Genomic DNA, 18169 nt, shown 5'->3' with positions numbered 1-18169 from the left:
CCCGGCGGCCCGGCGGCCCGGCGCACGGTGGTGGTCACCCCTTGACCGCGACGCCGGCGTAGGCGCTCACCTGTGCTTCGGTGATGCCGTCCGCCCCCGCGCGGTCCGGCCGCCACCGGTGGGTGGGGCACAGGCCGGGGGGCAGGAGGGTCCAGCCGTCGAAGAAGCGCTCGACCTGTTCGCGGGTGCGCATGCGGACCGTGGTTCCGGCGGCGGCGTAGACCTGGGTGATCCGCTCGGCCTCGGCCGGGCCGAAGTCCGGGGTGCCGTGGCTGACCGCCAGGGCACTGCCCACGGGGAGGGCGTCCTTGAGCCGCTCCACGATGCGGTAGGCGTGCCGGTCGTCGGGGACGAAGTGGAGCAGGGCGTTGAGGCTGAGGGCGACCGGCCTGGTGAGGTCGATCGTCCGGGCGAGTTCGGCGGAGCCGAGGATCGCCGCCGGATCGGTGATGTCGGCCTGGAGATAGGCGGTGGCGCCCTCGGGGGTGCCCAGCAGCAGGGCCCGGGCGTGCGCGAGGACGATCGGGTCGTTGTCGGTGTAGAGGATCCGGGCCCGCGGGCTGACGCTCTGCGCGACCTCGTGCAGGTTGGGCGAGGTGGGGATGCCGGTGCCGATGTCGAGGAACTGCTCGATCCCGGCCTCGGCGAGGGCGCGGGTGGAGCGGTGCACGAAGGCCCGGTTGGCCCGCGCGGCGACCCGGGCGGCGGGGAAGACCGCGATCGCCTGGCCGGCCGCTTCGCGGTCGGCGGCGAAGTTCGTGGTGCCGCCGAGGTAGTAGTCGTACATGCGGGCGGAGTGGGCCCGGTGCAGTTGGAGGTCGATCCCGTGGTCCTCGTCGTCTTTCCCCGCCACCGTGCCCCCCGGCCTCGTCGTCCTGTCCCACCGCCCGCCCGCGCCATGCGGCGCACGCCACGGCGCGCCAGGGCGGATGCCTCTGCGATTCCTGCCCGGGACCGTTGCATGTCAACCCCGAGGCCGTGCGGAGGGCGGCGGGCGCGCCCGCCCGCGGCCGGAAAACGTCAGGGCCGACCGGAGATGTCGGGGCGGGCCGGAAGCGCCGCGGCCGACCGGAAGCGCCAGGGCGGGCCGCACCGTCGGAAGCCGAAGGCAGATCAGGCCATGAAGTAGTCATACTATGACCCTCTGTTATTTTCTTTGCACCCCTTTTGCACCTAGAGGCCCCGACTGCGCTTGCATGTGCCTTACAGGGACACGAGTTCCCCCACGACACATCAGCACCGGCGCACGCCGGCATGGGGAGAGACACCGCGATGCGGATCAACCGGGACCAGTCGCCCAGCGTCAGCGGCCGCAGGGGAGGCCGGACCACCATGAACGACACCAGCGGAACCACACCGGGCGGAGCACGCCTGATGCTCACCTTCGACGCGTTCTGCGCCACGCACGAACGCGCCTGGACCGGCTTCGTCCGCACCCAGGTCGGCCATCACGACGGCGGCCCCGAGCTGGTGGTCGCGGCCACCAAGGAGCACCTGCGCCGCAACTGGCAGATCGCCCTCCGCCAGGAGATCCCCGCCGCCTACGCCTGGAGACTCCTCAAGGAGCACCTCGCGGCCTGGCGCGCCGCCCAGAGCGAGCCCGTAGCGGTGCAGACCGCCGCCCTGGACGTCGCCATGGACCGGGTGATCGACCACTTCCGCCGCCAGGCGCGCATCAGCCTGGAGACCCTGCCCGAGCGCATCGGCCTGATGACCGCGATCCTCGAACTGCCCGAGCGGCAGCACGACAGCGTGGTACTCCGGTACTGCCTCGACCTGGACGAGCAGGAGGTCGCCGACTTCCTCGGCACCCCCCTCTCGACCCTGCGATCCAACCTGCGGCACGCCCGCCGCCGCCTCGCCAACGCCATCGGCAGGCCCGAACTCGCCGACCGGACCACGGAGGACCAGTGAGCCGACCCGCAGCCGACCAACACCCCAGCCTCCTCACCTGGTACACCGGCGCCCACCCCGGACCGTACCCCGGCCCGAGCCCGGACCCGGATCCGGGCCCGGACGCCCCGGACCTTCCGGATGCCCGGACCTACACCTGCACCAGCGCCGCACCGCCGGCCGCCGCCGCCCACATCACCGCCGCCCCCGCCCCCTTCCCCTCCGACCACGAGCAGGCCTTCCACGAACTCGACCTGGCCGTCGCCCTGGTGCTCAACGCGCCCCAGGCCCACCGCTCCCTCGACCTGCTCGTCGACTCCGACCAGGTGCACCCCGAAGGCGCGCTCGTCTTCGGCAGCCTGCTGTTCGTCACCCGCCGCGTCGACGCGGCCCAGTTCTGGTGGCAGTTCGCCGCCGGCTCCGGGAGCGCCACCGCCGCGTACCTGCTGCACCTGCACCACCTCACCCTCGGCGAGACCCGGGACGCAGCCCACTGGCGCGGGGAGGCCGAGACCCTCCCCGCCGGACCGCGGGCCGCCCGCGTCTTCCGGGCATCCAGGCAGCTCCTGCCCGAGGACGTGCGGCGCGACCTCCTCGCCCGCTGCCACGGAGGCCTCCACCCCCGACTCCCGGGGGCGCTCGAATCGGTCATCAACCGGCTGACGGTCCTGTGCGACGACCCGGACTTCGGTGAAGTGCCCCAGCCGTCCGCCACCCTGGCCGGCGGGCTCGCAGGCTGAGCCGACCGCAGGCCGGTTCAGCCTGCGGCTCTCGCGGCAGTCGGATTGCTGTCCGGCCGCAAGGTCAATCCTTGTCCGCGGTTTTGAGGACCAAGGGCCCCGGGCGCCGGACCGCAGGTCCCTTCTCCGGGGTCCTTCGCCCGCGAGCTCTTGCAGGCGCGACGCCGGACCGACCAGAATCGGTTGCACGGCAGGGGGCGAATCGGATCGATGTTCAACGAAGCATTCCTTCAGGTGCTGCGTACATGATTTGACGATTCGTCACATGACCAACGGGGACAGTCCCCGCGGCTGTCGGTACAGGTTGTCGGGAGTCGCGGGCAGAACGAGAGGGCTGGCGCCGTGCAGAACAGCACAATTCTTGGGCACATGCTGATGAGGCTTGTCGTCTCGACCGTTTCCACCCGCCTCGTCTCGGTGGACCTGAGGTACGAGGCCAGCGATCCCTATGCCGTCCAACTCGCCTTCCGCCGTGGCCGTGGGGCCCAGGTCACCTGGCACTTCGGACGGGAATTGCTGATCGACGGATTGACTCGGCCCGTCGGCGAAGGTGATGTCCGGATAGGCCCGACCGACCATCATCCCCCCGAGGTGTCCATCACCTTGAAGTCGACCATCGGCTCTGCTCTGCTCCTCGCGTCCTGCGGGCCGCTGAACGCATTCCTGGACCGGACGGACAGTCTGGTCCCGGTCGGGTACGAGTCGGTCGAACAGGACATCGACGCTCAGCTCGAAAGGATTCTTCGAGGCGCCTGAGGAAATCGCCGGGACCTCAGGAATCCGGGCGGTCGTCAGGTCGTCCTCCTGGGCCCATGGTGTCGGGCAATCGGCAATCCATCGGCCGGAGCGCCCGTGATATCGCCGACCGAGCAGAGGGTGCAATCGGGTTCGCTCCGGCCACGGATCCCCGGGCGTACCGGTCCAACCGCACCACGTGGTTCCGAATCTCCATCTCGGCGTCGATCTCCACCTCGAGTCGGCGGAGTTCCCGCCACAGGTGCGATGCCTCGCGCCGGCTGAGCCACACGAGGGAGCGCAGGAGCAGACGCAGCGGACCGAGCGGGCCGGCCACCGGCTCACCGCTGGCGAGTTCGTAGCCGACCGCGCCGATCGGTCCCCAGGTCAGCGGCCGGTCCGCGAGCAGCCCGGTGACGGCTCGCAGCGCCGCCAGAGCGGGTATCGCGGCCACCCTCCGCGGCGGCAGGAGGTCCAGCCGGTCGACGAGTTGGTCGGGCCGCAGGATGCGGGCCACGGTGGACCGGGGGGCCATCGCGTCGAACCGCTGACCCCGCTGGGGGCCGCGCACCGTGACCGGGACCCAGAGCTCGCGCGACCCCGTCACGGACGGCGCCCGGGCAACCGTCACCCACGGGTGGGCGCGCAGCGTCCGCGTCGCCCAACTCGGCGGCCCGTCAGGGTCGAGCGGGCGCAGGGCGCCGGGGTGGCGCAACAGGAGCAGATCGTGGGCGACGGGCAGGTGCCCGTTCGGGGGTGCCGATGCGCGGCGCCGAACGCCAGGCGGTCGGTCGTCCGGATCGGGGACGTGCGGCTGGGCCACGACGGGCATGCGAGAAGCCTCAGGGGAGTTCGGGTATCCGGGTCGGGACGGCGTCTACCGCTGCCGGTCGTCGACGTCGAGTCGGTCAGGAAGCCGGGCCCGGCCGGAATCCAACGTCCGTGCCCTGGGGCGGAGTCGGGGCGATCCTCGCCACGATCCGCCGCGCGGTGACGACGCCGGTGCCCGTGGTCGAGCGCAGGAAGATCAGGGCCTCGCGACGCCGTCCCCCCGACAGCAGGCCACGGAGCACCTCCAGCAGGGCGGGCTCGTGTGCGGCGAGGACCGCGACCGCCTCTTCGGCGGTCACCGGAAGGTTGCGCTTCGCCAGCACCGCCAGCGCGGCGGGAGCGTGAGCGGGCGACAGGTCGGACTCCGCCCGCAACTCCTGTAGCGCGTCCGCTTCCTGGGCGTCGGCCAGGAAGCGGAGTGCCGCCTGCTGGCGGTGCTTCGGCACGGGCGTGATGGTGGCCGCGGTGATCACAGGCTCCTGCCCCGGTTCGAGGCGTCGCCGAGGAGTCCGCCGGCGAGTCCAGCGGCGGCTTCCCGGGGGTCGGCCGTCCGGCCGGGTGGGGCTGTGGCGGATCCTGTCGCCTCTCGGGCCGGGACGGACGTGCCGATGGGGATGACGCCTGTGGTCTGCATGGTCGATTTCTCTTCGTGTGCTCTTCGTGCGATCCGATACCCGGGTGAACCGGGACAAAGCTCAGCCTGCCGTCGCCGACGGCTGGATCGGAAGCGGGGAGGGGTCCGATGCCCTCCAGGGTGGGACATGTGTCCTGATCAATCCGGTTCGCTGCGGGAGCTGTTGCCCGCTGCGCTCGCTGCCGTTCACCGGGCTTGGCATTCGGCGTCGGGAGCGGCTTCCATGGCCTCCCATGAACAACCGGAATGTCCTCTTCCTCTTGTCCGACGATGTGGAAGCCCTCGACGTCACCGGGCCCATGACCGTCTTCGACTGGGCCAACCGCCTCTCGGTGCCGGGCCGCAGACGGCCGGCCTACCGGCTGCGCACGGCCAGCCCGGGCGGCAGGTCGGCGACGGCGCGCGGTGGACTGGTGCTGGCCGCCCAGTGCGCGCTGGAGGCGGAGCCCGTCCCCGACACCGTGGTGGTGCCCGGCGCTCCGAACGACCGGGACCTGGTTGCCTGGCTCCGGGCGAACGCGTCCGGGATCCGCAGGGTCGTCGCGGTGTACGAGGGCGTCCTCACGCTCGCGGCCGCCGGCCTGCTGGACGGGTGCCGCACCGCCGCGCACTGGCGTCTCGCGCCGGCCGTGGCCCGCTGCTTCCCTGCCGTACGGGTCGACTCCGAGCCGATCCACGCCGGTGACGGGCGGAGGTGGACGTCGGCCGGGATGACCAGCGGCATCGACGTCGCCCTCGACCTGGTGGAGGCCGATCACGGCCCCGACCTGGCGCTGGAGGTCGCCCGGCAGCTGGTGGTGTTCCTGCGGCGGACGCACAACCAGGAGCAGATCAGCAGTCAGTTGAGACTGGCGGCGGCCAGGAGGGGCGGGCTGCGGCGGACCCTCGAGTGGATCGTCGACCACCCCGGTGAGGAGCTCACCGTCGAGGCCCTCGCGGGGAGGGCCGCGCTGTCCCCCCGTCAGTTCACCCGGGCCTTCACCGCCGAGACCGGCCTGTCCCCGGGCCGGTTCGTCGCCCAGGTGCGGCTTCAGGCGGCCTGCCGGAGGCTGGTGGGGCACCCGCAGGAGAGCCTGGAGGAGGTGGCGAGGGCCGTGGGGTTCTCCAGCGCCGAGGTGATGCGGCGCGCTTTCCGGAGGGCGTACGGGGTCGCCCCCTCCGCCTATCGGAAGGCCAACCGGCGGCCGGCGCCGTGACATCCGCACGACCCGGCCCGTCCGACGGCCCCTGCCGTGGACCGGTGCCCGACGGAGGCTCGGGCCGGGCGGCCGCTACTTCACGACCTCGCCGGACTTCGCCCAGTTGTCGCGCAGCCGGTCCAGGTAGGACTGCGCCTGCGGGCCGATCTTGACGCCCCGGGCGAAGGCGAGCATGTTGCCGGCCCCGGCGTTGTAACCGAGGGCGAGCAGTTCGTCCTTGGTCAGCGGGGCGCCGATCCGGGCGGGGAGCTGGTCGGCGAGGTCGTGGAGGTGCCAGGCGGCGGCCTGGACGGCCAGGTTGCGGTCGTCCGGCAGCTCCTCCCAGCGGCGGGAGGCGAACGGGCGTCCGGGCTTGGTGTCGTCGAAGGCGGCCCGGTGCATGTTGGCGATGCCGAAGGAGGCGTCCGGCTTGCCGCGCTGCCAGGCCCGTTCGAAGTCCGGGTCGTGCGGCTTGTAGGACTCGTTGTAGAGGATCGCCATCAGCAGCTGGGAGTCGACCCCGGCCTCGGCGGCGTACGTGCGCACCGGCGCCGCGTAGTCGGCCGGGTCGTAGCTGCCGGAGGGTTTCGAGGGCGCCGCCGACGGGGCCGCACCCGGGGAGGTGCCGGACGACGGGGAGGCGCCGGACGGCGACCCGGACGGTGCCGCCGAGGCGGTCCCGGGCTCGTGGCCGCCGCTGCGGACGATGCCCCACCCGGCCGCCGCCAGGACGGCGATCACGATCCAGCGCCCCCAGCGCGGTCCCTGCTGCTGCTCGCCCACCCGTGCCGACCCTCCCCGCTCGCCCGTCATCCAGTTCGATCGCCGTACGGTCGACCGTGCCCCGCGGGGTGTCCGTCCGACCCTATTCGGCCGGCTTCTGGTCCCCGTCGAGGTTGCGCAGGAAGTCCTTCGCCTTCTCGACGCCGGTGTCGATCTGCCCGCTGTACTTGCCGTCCGTGCGGTCGTCGATCGCGTCGCCGACCTTCTCCAGGCCCTGCCCGAGCACGCCGCTGTGCTCGCGGGCGAGGTCGGTGGCCTTGTCCGCGAGGTTCTTCAGACTCTCAAACATGGTGACGCTCTGCTCCTCTGATGCGTTCCTGTAGGTGTGCCGACGTGGCAAGGATCATGGTCATCCTAACGAGGCCCGCCGGACGGTCCGCTGCTGCGGAACGGCGGCGGGTGACTTTGCTGAAATGGGTTTGTATGCTCCACACCAGCCTCTACAGGCCTGTAGACGGTGGGTGCTGCCACAGGACGGATGGCGTCCCGGCACGAGCAGTGGCGCGGTCGCGCCGCCGCAGCCGCAACGATCGAGGGAAGTGCGCATGGCCGGCCAGCGGGCGAGAACGCCGTACCAGGACGCGGGACCTCGCACCGAGGACCCCGCCGTGCCGGCCCAGCGCTCCCGCGCGGCCGGGGGCGACCCGGACCGGGCGCGGGAGGCCCGCGCCCAGCGCGCCGGGGCCTCGCGGCGGCGGCAGCAGGCCCGTCGGCGGGGCGGGCTGGTGGCCGCGCTCGCGGCGGTCGGGCTGCCGCTGCTCGGCGGGGTCGCCGACGAGTTGGGCGGCCCCGGGGTCGGCGTCCTGTTCGCGATCGGCGCGGTGCTCGGCACCGGCATCGCGGCCCTGCTGTGCAGCCGGACCGGCCGCTGGTGGGTGGTGACCGCGGCCCCGCTGGTGGTGCTGTTCACGGCCGCGGGCGTCGAGTACGCGGCCGATCCGCAGAAGTACCAGGGCAAGGCCCTCGGCACCGGCGCGGTGCGCTGGGTGGTCGGGGCGTTCCCGGTGATGGCGGTGGCGGTGGCCGTCGCGCTGGTGGTGATCGTGGTGCGCGTGGTGCTCGACCGCCGCAAACCCGTACGGGCGGCCGGTGCCCCGGGCGGAAGGGGCCGCCGTGGCTGAGCGCCCCGACCGCCCCGACCGCCCCCGGCGTCCGCGCGGTCGGGCCCCGCGCCGGGGCTCCGCCCCGCTGACCGTCGCGGGCCGGACGCTGGCCTGCACCATGTCGGTCGTCGTGCTCGGGGCGAGCGGCTTCACCTGGTACGAGTACCGCAGCCTGGACGACGGCATGATCAAGTCCGGTGCGCTGAGCGAGGCGAAGAAGAACGCCCCGGCGCATCTCGACAAGTCCGTCAACCTGCTGCTGATCGGCCTCGACAGCCGCAAGGACATGGACGGCAACGACCTGCCCAAGCAGTTCGTCGAGGACGAACTGCACGCCGGCTCCAGCGAGATCGGCGGCTACAACACCAACGCCCTGATCGTGCTGCACATCCCGGCCAACGGAGGCAAGGTCACCGCACTGTCCGTCCCGCGCGACGACTACGTGCAGACCACCGGCGCCGACGGCAAGATGCACAAGATCAAGGAGGCCTACGGCATCGCGAAGGAGGCCGCCGAGGCCAAACTCGCGGGCAAGGGCCTGTCCAAGGCGGACCTGGAACGGCAGAGCCGGGAGGCGGGCCGCTCGGCCACCATCCAGACCGTGCAGAGCTTCCTGGACATCCCGATCGACCACTTCGCCGAGGTCAACCTGATCGGCTTCTACGACATCGCCAAGGCGGTCGAACCGATCCAGGTCTGCCTCAACCACCCGGTCGACGACCCGATCGTGGCCCGGACGGCCGCCCACGAGGGCGGCGGCACCGGCCTCAAACTCCCCGCCGGGATCAGCTCGCTGAACGCCGCGCAGGCGCTCTCCTTCGTCCGCCAGCGCCACCACCTCACCAACGGCGACCTCGACCGCACCCACCGGCAGCAGGCGTTCATCTCCTCCGTCGAGTACAAGCTCAAACAGCAGGGCATCCTCAACGACTTCGGGCAGATGCAGAAGCTGTTCGGGGTGGTGAAGAAGGACGTCGTGATCGACAACGAGTGGAACATCCTCGACTTCGCCCAGCAGGCGCCCAACCTCACCGGCGGCAACGTCGAGTTCAACACCCTGCCGATCACCGGGTTCAAGACCATCGGCGGCCAGGAGGTCAACACCGTCAACCCGGACCTGATCAAGAAGATCGTCCGGCAGCTGTTCAACCGGGAACAGGCGCCCGCCGCACCGGCGCAGGCGCCCGGCGACGCGCCGGGCGAGTCGGCCGCGCCCGCGTCCGCGCCGAGTGCGGCGCCCAGGTCCGTGGTGGACGTCAACGCGGCGGCCGGTGCCGGCGCGGCCTCCACCGAGTCCAAGGCCCTGGTCGAACTCGGCTACCAGGCGGGCCGGATCGGCGACGCCCCGGCCCGGACCCGGGCCACCACGGTGACCTACGGCGGCGGCGCCAAGGCCGACGCCCAGGCGGTCGCCGCCCGCTACGGCGTCACGGCCGTCCCGTCCTCGGCGGTCGCGGCGGGCCACGTGCTGGTCACCCTCGCCGTCACCCGGACCGCGACCCCCACCCCGGCCGCACCCTCGGCGGGTGCACCGGCGCCGACCGACGGCTCGGCCGACCCGGCCGCCGGGCTGCCGATGCAGGGGCCGGCGGTGAAGGCCGGCGGGATCCCCTGCGTCGACTGAGCCGGACGGCGGCGGGGCTCCGCCCGGGAGCCCCGGCGGCGGTCGTCACCGCACCTGCGGTCGGTGGCCGGCCCGTTCACGGGCGGGGGGCCTTCTCGCCGTGGACGGCGGTGTACTCGGCGGCGAGCCAGGGGCCCAGGCCGTCGATGAGATCGGCCAGCACGCCGCGGTCCGTGGTGGGGGTGCGGGCGACGGCGGCGGCGAGGCGCATCCGTTCGGCGTGGCCGGGGTAGTACGCGGCGAAGGCCTCGGCGGAGGCGGCGAGATCGCTGGTCCAGCCGTTCCAGCGGGGCATGACCAGGGTGAAGCCGGTGCGGACCAGCCGCCGGGAGACGGCTCGGCTGAGCGCCCTGAGCTCCGCCTCGGAGTCCGCGGCGGCCAGCCGGGCGCGCCAGCCGGGGAGGGCGAGCGCGAGGTCGCCGTTGGTCTCACGGGCGAGCAGGGAGGTCGGGCGGTAGCGGGGGAGCCGTTCGGCGAGGTCCGGGCCGAGCAGCGGGGTGCACAGACAGGCGAGGAACCAGCCCATGTCGTGCCGCTCCGCGTCGCTGAGCAGCGTGGCCGTGTCGGACAGGAGCACGCCGACGCCGTCGACCTGGGGGAGGGTGGAGTCGAGCGCGGCCTCGAGGGCGTCCGCCGCGGCGCGGTCGTCCGGGGTGGGCGGGTGGTGCAGGGCGAGCAGCAGGTCGAGGTCGGAGACGCCGGGGACCGCGGTGCCGCGCGGGATGCTGCCGTACAGGTAGGCGCTGTGCAGCCGGTCGGGGCCGAAGGCGGCCGTGATCCGGGCCCGGGCGGCGTCGACCACCGGGACGAACCCGGCCGGGACCCGCGCCGGCGAGCCCTCCCGTGCGATGCAGCCGTCCGCGTCCAGTCCGTTGCCGATCATGGGGGCACTCTGCCCGTTCGACGGGCCGTCGGCCACCGGTTTTCCCTCCGCCCGGCACCCGTCCTGCACCCGCCCGGCACCCGTCCTGCGCCGTCGGGCTCCGCCGTCGGGCCGCTTTGTCAGTGGGGCGTGCCAGCATCCATCGCACACGAACGCGAAGGGAGTTGCCATGGGTACCTGGGACCTCGGTCATTTCGACAACGACACCGCGGCGGACTTCGCCGGCGGCCTCGACGACGCGGCGCCCGGCGAGCGGGCGGGCCTCCTCCGGGCGGCGCTGGAGTGCGCCGCCCGGGGGCCGGAGTTCCTGGACGACGACGAGGGAGTGGAGGCCGTCGCGGCCGCGGCGCTGGTCGCCGCGCAGTGCCCGGGCGGTACGGCGGTGACCACCGCCTACGGCCCCGGCGAGCCGATACCGCCGCTGCCCGTCGAGCTCCGCCCGCTCGCCGTGGCGGCGTTGGACCGGGTGGTGGCCGGGGAGTCGGAGCTGGCCGGACTGTGGGACGAGGCGGGGTCCGGCGAGGCCTGGCGGCGGGGGATCGCCGCCCTGCGCGAGGTGCTGGCGCAGGCCCGGGGCGCGCGGGTGGCGGAAGCCTGAGAGCGGCTCAACTCCGCCGCGCCGCACTCCAGTAGAGGAGCGCGGTGAGGCTGCAGGCGGCGCCGAGCAGGCAGACGGCGGTCCAGCCGCCGTGGTCGTACACCACGGTGGAGGCGATCGCGCCCGCTCCGCAGCCGGCGGAGTAGAGCAGCATGTAGCCCGCGGTCAGCCGGCTCCGGGCCTCGGGACGGACCTGGTAGAGGAGGTGCTGGTTGACCACGTGCACGGACTGGAGGCCGTAGTCGATCACGACCACGGCGAGCACCAGCCACCACACCGAGTGCGGCAGCAGGGCGGCCGGGAGCCAGGCGGCGAGCATGGCCGACAGGCCGATGCCGGCGGTGCGTTCGGCGCGGCCGCGGTCGGCCTGGCGGCCCGCGTGCCCGGCGCCCAGGGCTCCGGCGGCCCCGGCCAGCCCGAACAGGCCGATCTCGGTGTGGCTGAGCTCGAAGGGCGGTGCGGCGAGCGGCAGGACCATCGGCGTCAGCAGGACGGTGACGGAGGTGAAGGTGAGCAGGGCGAGCACGGCCCGGACGCGCAGCACGCGCTCCTCGGCGAAGAGCGTGAACACCGAGCCGACCAGCCGCAGGTAGCCGATCCGGCGGTCGGCGCGGCGGCGCTCGGGCGGGAGGGCGGCGGCGACGGCGAAGGCCATGGCGCCGGTCGCCACGGCGGAGACCAGGTAGACGGCGCGCCAGCCGGCCAGGTCGCCGATCGTTCCGGCGACGGTGCGGGCGAGCAGGATGCCGACCACGATGCCGCTGGTGACGGTGCCGACCACCCGGCCCTGGTCGCCGGGGGCGGCGAGCGAGGCCGAGTACGCGACGACCACCTGGGCGACGACCGCGAGGACGCCGACGGCGGCCATCGCGGCCAGCAGCAGCGGGGCGGAGGGGGCGACGGCGACGGCGAGCAGGGCGAGGACGGAGAGTGCGAGTTGGGCGGTGGTCAGGGCGCGGCGGTCGACGTGGTCGCCCAGCGGGACGAGCAGCAGCAGGCCGATCGCGTACCCCGTCTGGGTGAGGGTGCCGACCAGGCCGATGGTGGCCGGGGCGATGCCGTAGTCCCGGGCGATCAGGTCGAGCAGCGGCTGGGAGTAGTAGACGTTGGCGACGGCCAGGCCACAGGCGACGGAGAGCAGCCAGGCGACGGCCGGTGACAGGCCGCGGACCGGTGGGGCGGCGGCGGGAGGCGCGGCGGAGGGAGGCGCTGGGCAGGGTGGCGCGGCGGAGGGGGTGGTGGACGTGGGCGTGGCGAGGTCGGGGCGGCGGGGAGAGGTCATGGGCGGGCATCCCTCGAAGGGTGGAAGTGGTTTCAAAGTGCTACCACGCCACCCTGGCATATCCTGGTTTCGATAAGCAACCGCTAGTCCGGCGGTACGCTGGGCGCCGACCGGCTGAGAGGTGGCAAGACGTGCCGAAACGCACCACGCACGAGGAATCGGCCTGCCCGGTCGCCCGCCCGCTCGACGTGGTCGGCGACGGCTGGACGCTGCTGATCGTCCGTGACGCCTTCGACGGGCTGCGCCGCTTCGGGCAGTTCCAGAAGAACCTGGGACTGGCGAAGAACATCCTCTCGGCGCGGCTCGCCAACCTGGTCGCCAACGGCGTGTTCGAACTCGCCCCGGCCGCCGACGGCAGCCCGTACCAGGAGTACGTGCTCACCGAGAAGGGGCGGGCCCTGTTCCCGGTGATCACCGCGCTGCGCCAGTGGGGCGACCAGTGGTTCTTCACCGAGGGCGAGCCCCGGGCCCGGCTGGTCGACCGTGCCTCGGGCGCGGACATCGCCCCGGTGCAGGTGCACGCGGCGGACGGGCGGCTGCTCGGGCCGGAGGACGCCGTGGTGCTGCTGCCCTGACGTCAGGGGCGGGGCAGGGCAGCGTCAGGGCGTGGGGCCGGCGGCCGTCGGACAGGGCGGCAGGGCCGAGGGCGCCGTGGTGGCGCAGGTCGGCACCGGCGTTCCGGGAGCGGTGAGGGGCGACCTCGGCGGGGTGGTGAGCACGCTCGTCGTGCCGCCGGTGGCCGTGGTGCCGGTGGTCGTGGTGGTCGTGGCGGTGTTCGTGGTCGCGGCCGTCTGCGGGGCCGCCGTCGTGGTCCCGGCGCCGGTCGGCGTCGGGTGCGCGGTGGTGGTGGCGGTCGTCGGGGTCGTGCCGGTGGGGGTCGTACCGGTGGACGTGCTGCTGGACGGGGCCGGGGTCTCGGGGCCCGCCGAGTGCTCGCTCGGGTTCGCCGACGACGGCCCGGTGGAGCCACCGGGCGAGCCGGTGCCCGTCGGGGCGCCGGAGGACGTCGTGCCCGAGGAGGCCGGGCCCGAGGAGGCCGTGCCCGAGCCGGTCGCCGACCCGGTGCCGGAGGGGGTGCCGGACGAGGTGCCGGCGGAACCGGACGCAGAGGTCGAGGACGACGTCGGCGCGGACGAGGACGAGGGGGCGGACGCCGTCGAGGTCGAGGCCCCGGCCGTCGGGCCGGTCGGTTTCCACGGCACCGGCGGCGGCACGCCCGGGACCAGCGGGCCCGTCGGCGGCCCGACGTTCCGGTCCACCACCTGGACCCGCCCGGTCAGCCGGGAGAACCAACCGCCCGTCTCGACGTTCACCAGGACGATCTCGGTGACCGGCTGCGCCGCCGGCACCACCACGATCAACGTGGTCGGTCGGAAGCCCGCCCAGGCCTTCCCGGTGTACTTGGCGTCGTCGATCAGCACCGGCGGCTTCAGCGGGTTGCCGCAGGCGCAGCGCACCCGGGGCACGCCCTGGGCGTCGACCAGCACCGCGGTGCCCGCCTGCAACGCGGACTGGAACTCGACCACGGCGCCGCTCCGGTAGCCGTGGTTGGTCACCCGGGTGTCCACCCGCAGGTACGCCGAGGTCAGCGAGCGCAGGTAGCCGGGGAGCGCGGACCGGTCGATGCCCGCCGCGGAGGCCCAGGCCCGCCCGGCCTCACCGTCCGCCACCATGCCGATCAGCCGCTCGGTGTCGCAGCTGGGCCGGCTCATCGTCCCGCCGTACAGCCCGGCGGAGCTGCCCCGGACGCTCTGCAGCGCGGCGGACGCGGGCGTCCGCGGACCGCCGGGCTGCGGCGCCCCCGTGCCGGTGGCCGCGGTTCCGGGGGCCGTAGTGCCGGGGGCCGACGTGCCGGTGGTCGCAGGAGCAGGCGCGGTCATCCCCTGGGTTTCCACCGAAGGGGTGAACGGGTCCGGCCCGGGGTCGGCCGGAGCCTGGAGGGCGACCTCGTTGGCGGTCGGGACGGACTGCTTCCCGCCGCCCTGGTTGCTGACGATCAGCACGGTCGCCACCACGGCCGCCGCGACCGCGCCGGCTGCCACCGCCAGGGTCTTCCCGGAGCGCCACCACGGCCTGCCCGGACCGCGACCGCCGTCGCCCGCACCACCACGGCCCGCACCGCCACCGGCCGGCCCGGACGGGCCCGGCGGACCGGACGGCGGCCCGGAGGGCCCACCGGCCGACGGCGGACCGGCCAGCGGGCCGGACGGCGGACCCGAGGGCGGGCCGTGGGGCGGCTCGCTCGGCGGGCCGGCGGGAGGCGGTGGGGAACTCATCGAGGCTCCGTTTCGCAGGCGGCCGGGGAGAACGGCCGACAGGGGAGGCTCCTGCCACTGGGTTCCCTTTCTCCCCCCGTCGCCCGTTCGCCGCAACAGCAGGTGGCGCCGCCGTCGCCGAGCGTGCCGTGCGGCGGTCGGTCACCCTGGGAACGGACCGCGCCCGTTCGAGCAGAGGGAGGCGACATGCAGCAGCCCACCACCGGGGCCGCCGGCCCGCCCGGGGTCGTCCGCGGCTGGCTGGACGCGCTCGCCGTGGTGCTGGCCGGGCTCGTGGCGATGGCGGCGGTGGCCGCGCTCGGCCTCTGGCTGGCCGGTGCCGACGACCTGCCGGCCGGCGGCTTCCCGCCCGTGCTCGCCGCCACGCTGGCGCTGGCCGTCGGCGGATCCGTCCAACTCGACGGCGCTGCGGGCGGTTTCGCGGCCGTGGGCGCCGGCGTCAGCGTGATGCCGCTGACCGTCTCGGTGGTCGGTGCGGTCGTGATGGCCGAGGTGTTCCTGCGTCAGCTGCGCTTCCGCGCGGTCGCCGGGGGCGGTGAACTGCTCGGTCGGATCGCCCGGACGGTGGTGCTCTGGCTGCTCGGGCTGGTGGTGATCACCGTCACCGCGCAGCACACCTTCACGGTCGAGATCGGCGGCGGTCTGGCGCAGATCATCGGCGGCGCGCTCGGGATCACCCCGGACGTCGGCTTCCACGCGGACGGCGCCAGCACGATCGGCATCGGGCTGGCCTGGCTGCTGCTGGTGTTCGCGGCGCTCTTCGCGGTCTCCCGGCGGGCGCCGCTGCCGCGCGGCCTGCTGCGCTACCAACTCGCCGTCCGTCCGGCCGCGTTCGCGCTCTGGTTGGTGCTGCTGGCGTACCTGGCGATCGGAGCGGTGGCCGGGATCGTCACCGCGGCCGTGCACGGCAACGCCCGGCAGACCCTGGGGGTGATGCTGCTCGCGCTGCCCGACCTGGTCTGGCTCGCCTTCGGACTCGGCCTCGGCGCCGCCTGGCAGGGCCACCTGGTCGGCGCGCTCGGCCTGCCCGTCCCCAAGCCGCTCAGCGCCGTGCTGCGCACCCCGGACGGGAAGCAGGCCACCATCGACCTCGGCACCCTGGCCCAGCACGACGGGCGCAGCTGGTGGCTGCTGCCGCTGGCCGCCGTCCTGCTGCTCGCCGCCGCCTTCCTCGCCGCCCGCCGCTCCCCGCACACCGTTCGGCTCTGGCAGCACGCCGTGCGCTTCGCGGTGGCGACCGCGGTCACCGTGCTGCTGATCGGCCTGTGGACCCGGATGGACGCCGACTACGGCCTGTCCGTGCTGGGTGTCGGTCTGGGCCAGGGCGGGCTGGGGGACCTCCTCGGGGCCGTGCTCGGTGGCGACAATCCGGCGGCGGCCGTGGGCGGCGGCAGCCTGACGCTGCGCCCGCAGCTGTGGACGGCGGTGCCACTGGCGGCGGGGTGGGGGTTGGTGACCGGGCTGCTCGGGGCGCTGGCGGCGGACCGGGTGCGGCGTCCGGGCGAGGTGACGGCGGAGCCGGGCGCCTGAGCCTGCCGGCCGAGCCCGGCCGCCGGCCCGCGTCTCAGACCAGTGCGGCGACCAGGACGACCGCCGCCGGGACGGCCTGGGCGAGGGCGCCGCGCCACACCTTCGGCTCCGAGACGAACAGGGTGATCCCGCCGGCCAGCATGAAGGCGGCGACGTAGAGGATCACCGGCCGCCCGGACCCGGAGTGCCCGGTGTGCAGCAGGACCAGCCCGGCGACCAGGCCGAGCGCCAGGAACAGGTTGTAGAAGCCGACGTTGAACCGCCACAGCCGGACCTCCGGGGCGTCCGCCGTGCTGCCGGTGAGCAGCCGGCGCACCCGGGGGTGGCCGTACAGGTAGCTCTCCAGCGGCCACGCCACCAGGTGGACCGCGGCGGCGAGCACGGCGAACAGCTGGCTCACGGCGTTCATGGCGGGCGGCTCCCTACGGGGTGGTGCGGCGGTCCCGGGACGGCGGGCGGACGACCGGCGCGGCCCAGCCGGGCGGCTCCGGCACCGGGCCCGGTGCCGGGGTACGGGCGAGCGCCGGGACGGCCCTGGTGGGCGGCCCGCCGGCGGTCCACGGGCCGGGGCCGGTGGCCGCGCGCAGCTCGGCGACGAACTGCAGGCAGTCGGGGTAGCGGTCCTCGGGCGCTTTGGCGAGCGCCCGGCGGACCACCTCCTGGACGGCTCCGGGCAGGTCCGGCCGGTGCCGGCGCAGTTCGGGCGGGGGGTCGTTGAGGTGGGCCCAGAGCAGTGCGAGGTCGGTCTCCCGGCGGAACGGCGGGCTGCCCGCGAGCATCTCGAAGACCACGCAGCCGAGGCTGTACTGGTCGCAGCGTCCGTCCAGCGGCCGGCCGGAGAGCTGCTCGGGCGCGGCGTAGTCGAGGGTGCCGACGATCTGGCCGACGCTGGTCAGGCCGCTGAGCGACAGGGACTTCTTGGTGAGTCCGAAGTCGGCCAGGTACAGGTGCTCGGGGTGCTCGCGGTCCGGGCCGGCGGCGACCAGGACGTTGCCCGGCTTGACGTCCCGGTGCACCAGCCGGTGGGCGTGCGCGGCGTCGAGCGCGGAGGCGATCTGGAGCGCCAGCCGGGTGGTGCGCCCGGCCGGGAGCGGGGCGTCGCGGTCGATCAGGGCGCGCAGGTCACCGCCCTCGACGTAGCGCATCGCCAGGTAGAGGATGCCGTCGTGCTCGCCGGCCTCGAACACCGGGACGATGTGCGGGTGGTCGATGCCCGCGGCGGCCTCGGACTCGTGCATGAAGCGCCGCCGGAACACCTCGTTGCGGGCCAGTTCGGGGGCCAGCAGCTTGACCGCGACCGTCCGGCCGAGCCGCAGGTCCTTGGCGCGGTAGACCACGGCCATGCCGCCGCGTCCGATCTCCCGCTCCAGCCGGTAGCCGGCCACCTGCCGGCCGACCAGGCCGACCAGACCGGCGGGCAGGCCCGGTGCCGGGGACGGCTCGGCGGGGATCACGGTTCGCCGGTCCGGGTGGGGGCGTACGGGCCGGCCGCCGCTGCCTCCGCCTCCGGTTCTGCTCCCGCCTGTGGCGGTGCGGTCGGCGCCGGCCCGGTCGGTGCCGCGGGCCCGGTCGGTGCCGCCGGGGCGGGAGTCGGCCGGTCGGTGGCCGCGTAGGTCTGGAGCTGGAGTCCGTCGCAGTAGCACCAGCGGTCGTGCACCGGGTCGAAGGCCCAGAGCCGCTCGCCGTCCGCGACCACGCCGATCCGCAGCCCACGGCTGCGCTCGCGGAAGGACTCCAGGTCCAGCGCGCCCGTCGCGAGGTCCTCCAGCAGGGCGCGGTACCGGGCGAGCGCCGCCTCCGCCTCGGCGAGCGCGGGGCGCGGGTCGGCGGTGCGGGCGGGCGGGCCGCCCGCGGCCGGCGGCGGCTGGGGGAGGGCGACCAGGAGCCGGCCGTCCACCCAGGCCGTCCAGCCGTTGGCGCACAGCACCTGCGCCCAGTCGCCCTGCCCGGCGATCAGCCGCACCGGGAGCAGCGGGTCGAGCCGGGTGGAGGGCCGGGCCGGGTCCGGGGCGGCCCAGGTCGCCAGCCCGTCCGGCGGGGCGACGTGGGTGGGGTGGAACGCGAGCTCGTCCATGACCG

At 74.5% G+C, this 18169-nt stretch carries 20 protein-coding genes; 9 read left to right on the top strand and 11 right to left on the bottom strand.

Annotation, left to right across the window (positions count from 1 at the left end; genetic code table 11):
• Window positions 1–34: 34 nt before the first annotated feature.
• Entirely contained in the window at window positions 35–853 is an 819-nt protein-coding gene (locus AB0O91_RS13310; RefSeq protein ID WP_363431343.1) for an SAM-dependent methyltransferase, read from the bottom strand.
• A 479-nt stretch (window positions 854–1332) separates the two neighbouring features.
• On the opposite strand from AB0O91_RS13310, the gene AB0O91_RS13305 reads away from it, so the two are divergent.
• From AB0O91_RS13305 to AB0O91_RS13295, 3 genes are all read left to right on the top strand, one after another.
• Window positions 1333–1914, top strand: a complete 582-nt coding sequence (locus AB0O91_RS13305) for a sigma-70 family RNA polymerase sigma factor (protein ID WP_363431340.1) — start codon at window positions 1333–1335, stop codon at window positions 1912–1914.
• A complete protein-coding gene (locus tag AB0O91_RS13300) occupies window positions 1911–2633 on the top strand; it encodes a hypothetical protein (protein WP_363431337.1) in 723 nt (240 codons plus the stop codon). The genes AB0O91_RS13305 and AB0O91_RS13300 overlap by 4 nt, the downstream gene beginning before the upstream one ends.
• Before the next feature lie 342 nt (window positions 2634–2975).
• Window positions 2976–3389: an SsgA family sporulation/cell division regulator gene (locus AB0O91_RS13295; protein WP_363431334.1), complete on the top strand. Its 414-nt coding sequence runs from the start codon at window positions 2976–2978 to the stop codon at window positions 3387–3389.
• Window positions 3390–3405: 16 nt separating this feature from the next.
• On the opposite strand, the gene AB0O91_RS13290 is transcribed toward AB0O91_RS13295, so the two are convergent.
• Together AB0O91_RS13290 and AB0O91_RS13285 are read right to left on the bottom strand one after the other, a co-directional pair.
• The gene (locus AB0O91_RS13290; RefSeq protein WP_363431331.1) at window positions 3406–4200 is read right to left on the bottom strand and encodes a phosphoribosyl-dephospho-CoA transferase MdcG domain-containing protein; all 795 of its coding nucleotides are present in this window, start codon (window positions 4198–4200) and stop codon (window positions 3406–3408) included.
• A 76-nt stretch (window positions 4201–4276) separates the two neighbouring features.
• Window positions 4277–4672 carry a hypothetical protein gene (locus AB0O91_RS13285; protein ID WP_363431328.1) on the bottom strand — a complete coding sequence of 132 codons (396 nt, stop codon included), beginning with the start codon at window positions 4670–4672 and terminating at the stop codon, window positions 4277–4279.
• A gap of 394 nt (window positions 4673–5066) precedes the next feature.
• On the opposite strand from AB0O91_RS13285, the gene AB0O91_RS13280 reads away from it, so the two are divergent.
• On the top strand, window positions 5067–6029 hold the full coding sequence (locus AB0O91_RS13280) for a helix-turn-helix domain-containing protein (protein ID WP_363431326.1): 963 nt from the start codon (window positions 5067–5069) through the stop codon (window positions 6027–6029).
• Window positions 6030–6104: 75 nt separating this feature from the next.
• On the opposite strand, the gene AB0O91_RS13275 is transcribed toward AB0O91_RS13280, so the two are convergent.
• Both AB0O91_RS13275 and AB0O91_RS13270 read right to left on the bottom strand, forming a co-directional pair.
• A complete protein-coding gene (locus AB0O91_RS13275; RefSeq protein ID WP_363431323.1) occupies window positions 6105–6794 on the bottom strand; it encodes a lytic transglycosylase domain-containing protein in 690 nt (229 codons plus the stop codon).
• Between the two features lie 82 nt (window positions 6795–6876).
• Window positions 6877–7083, bottom strand: a complete 207-nt coding sequence (locus tag AB0O91_RS13270; protein ID WP_363431320.1) for an antitoxin — start codon at window positions 7081–7083, stop codon at window positions 6877–6879.
• A 256-nt stretch (window positions 7084–7339) separates the two neighbouring features.
• Here AB0O91_RS13270 and AB0O91_RS13265 point away from each other — a divergent pair, with 256 nt between their 5' ends.
• Together AB0O91_RS13265 and AB0O91_RS13260 are read left to right on the top strand one after the other, a co-directional pair.
• Window positions 7340–7915, top strand: coding sequence for a DUF6542 domain-containing protein (locus AB0O91_RS13265; protein ID WP_363431317.1), 576 nt, complete (start codon window positions 7340–7342; stop codon window positions 7913–7915).
• The gene (locus tag AB0O91_RS13260) at window positions 7908–9521 is read left to right on the top strand and encodes an LCP family protein (RefSeq protein WP_363431315.1); all 1614 of its coding nucleotides are present in this window, start codon (window positions 7908–7910) and stop codon (window positions 9519–9521) included. The genes AB0O91_RS13265 and AB0O91_RS13260 overlap by 8 nt, the downstream gene beginning before the upstream one ends.
• A 76-nt stretch (window positions 9522–9597) precedes the next feature.
• Here the strand turns inward: AB0O91_RS13260 and AB0O91_RS13255 are convergent, their stop codons facing one another.
• Window positions 9598–10404, bottom strand: a complete 807-nt coding sequence (locus AB0O91_RS13255; RefSeq protein WP_363431312.1) for a nucleotidyltransferase — start codon at window positions 10402–10404, stop codon at window positions 9598–9600.
• Between the two features lie 169 nt (window positions 10405–10573).
• On the opposite strand from AB0O91_RS13255, the gene AB0O91_RS13250 reads away from it, so the two are divergent.
• Complete coding sequence (locus AB0O91_RS13250) at window positions 10574–11002, top strand: DUF4259 domain-containing protein (protein ID WP_363431310.1); 429 nt, start codon at window positions 10574–10576, stop codon at window positions 11000–11002.
• Window positions 11003–11009: 7 nt separating this feature from the next.
• Here AB0O91_RS13250 and AB0O91_RS13245 read toward each other — a convergent pair whose 3' ends face one another.
• On the bottom strand, window positions 11010–12284 hold the full coding sequence (locus AB0O91_RS13245) for an MFS transporter (protein WP_363431308.1): 1275 nt from the start codon (window positions 12282–12284) through the stop codon (window positions 11010–11012).
• 131 nt (window positions 12285–12415) lie between these two features.
• Between AB0O91_RS13245 and AB0O91_RS13240 the strand changes: the two genes are divergently transcribed.
• On the top strand, window positions 12416–12859 hold the full coding sequence (locus AB0O91_RS13240; RefSeq protein ID WP_363431305.1) for a helix-turn-helix domain-containing protein: 444 nt from the start codon (window positions 12416–12418) through the stop codon (window positions 12857–12859).
• 24 nt (window positions 12860–12883) lie between these two features.
• On the opposite strand, the gene AB0O91_RS13235 is transcribed toward AB0O91_RS13240, so the two are convergent.
• Window positions 12884–14326: a DUF6777 domain-containing protein gene (locus AB0O91_RS13235; RefSeq protein ID WP_363431302.1), complete on the bottom strand. Its 1443-nt coding sequence runs from the start codon at window positions 14324–14326 to the stop codon at window positions 12884–12886.
• A gap of 420 nt (window positions 14327–14746) precedes the next feature.
• Between AB0O91_RS13235 and AB0O91_RS13230 the strand changes: the two genes are divergently transcribed.
• Window positions 14747–16090, top strand: a complete 1344-nt coding sequence (locus tag AB0O91_RS13230) for a streptophobe family protein (protein WP_363431300.1) — start codon at window positions 14747–14749, stop codon at window positions 16088–16090.
• Between the two features lie 34 nt (window positions 16091–16124).
• Here AB0O91_RS13230 and AB0O91_RS13225 read toward each other — a convergent pair whose 3' ends face one another.
• The 3 genes from AB0O91_RS13225 to AB0O91_RS13215 are packed head-to-tail and all read right to left on the bottom strand — an operon-like array spanning window position 16125 to window position 18164.
• Window positions 16125–16499: a DUF1304 family protein gene (locus AB0O91_RS13225; protein ID WP_363431297.1), complete on the bottom strand. Its 375-nt coding sequence runs from the start codon at window positions 16497–16499 to the stop codon at window positions 16125–16127.
• A gap of 13 nt (window positions 16500–16512) precedes the next feature.
• A complete protein-coding gene (locus AB0O91_RS13220) occupies window positions 16513–17544 on the bottom strand; it encodes a serine/threonine-protein kinase (RefSeq protein ID WP_363431295.1) in 1032 nt (343 codons plus the stop codon).
• Window positions 17541–18164 (bottom strand): hypothetical protein, encoded by a 624-nt coding sequence (locus AB0O91_RS13215; protein WP_363431293.1) that lies wholly within the window; start codon window positions 18162–18164, stop codon window positions 17541–17543. Before AB0O91_RS13215 ends, AB0O91_RS13220 begins: the two co-directional genes overlap by 4 nt.
• Window positions 18165–18169: the final 5 nt, after the last annotated feature.

Source organism: Kitasatospora sp. NPDC089797, assembly GCF_040684795.1.
Lineage (GTDB): Bacteria > Actinomycetota > Actinomycetes > Streptomycetales > Streptomycetaceae > Kitasatospora.
This window is presented reverse-complemented; position numbering and strand designations above follow the sequence as displayed.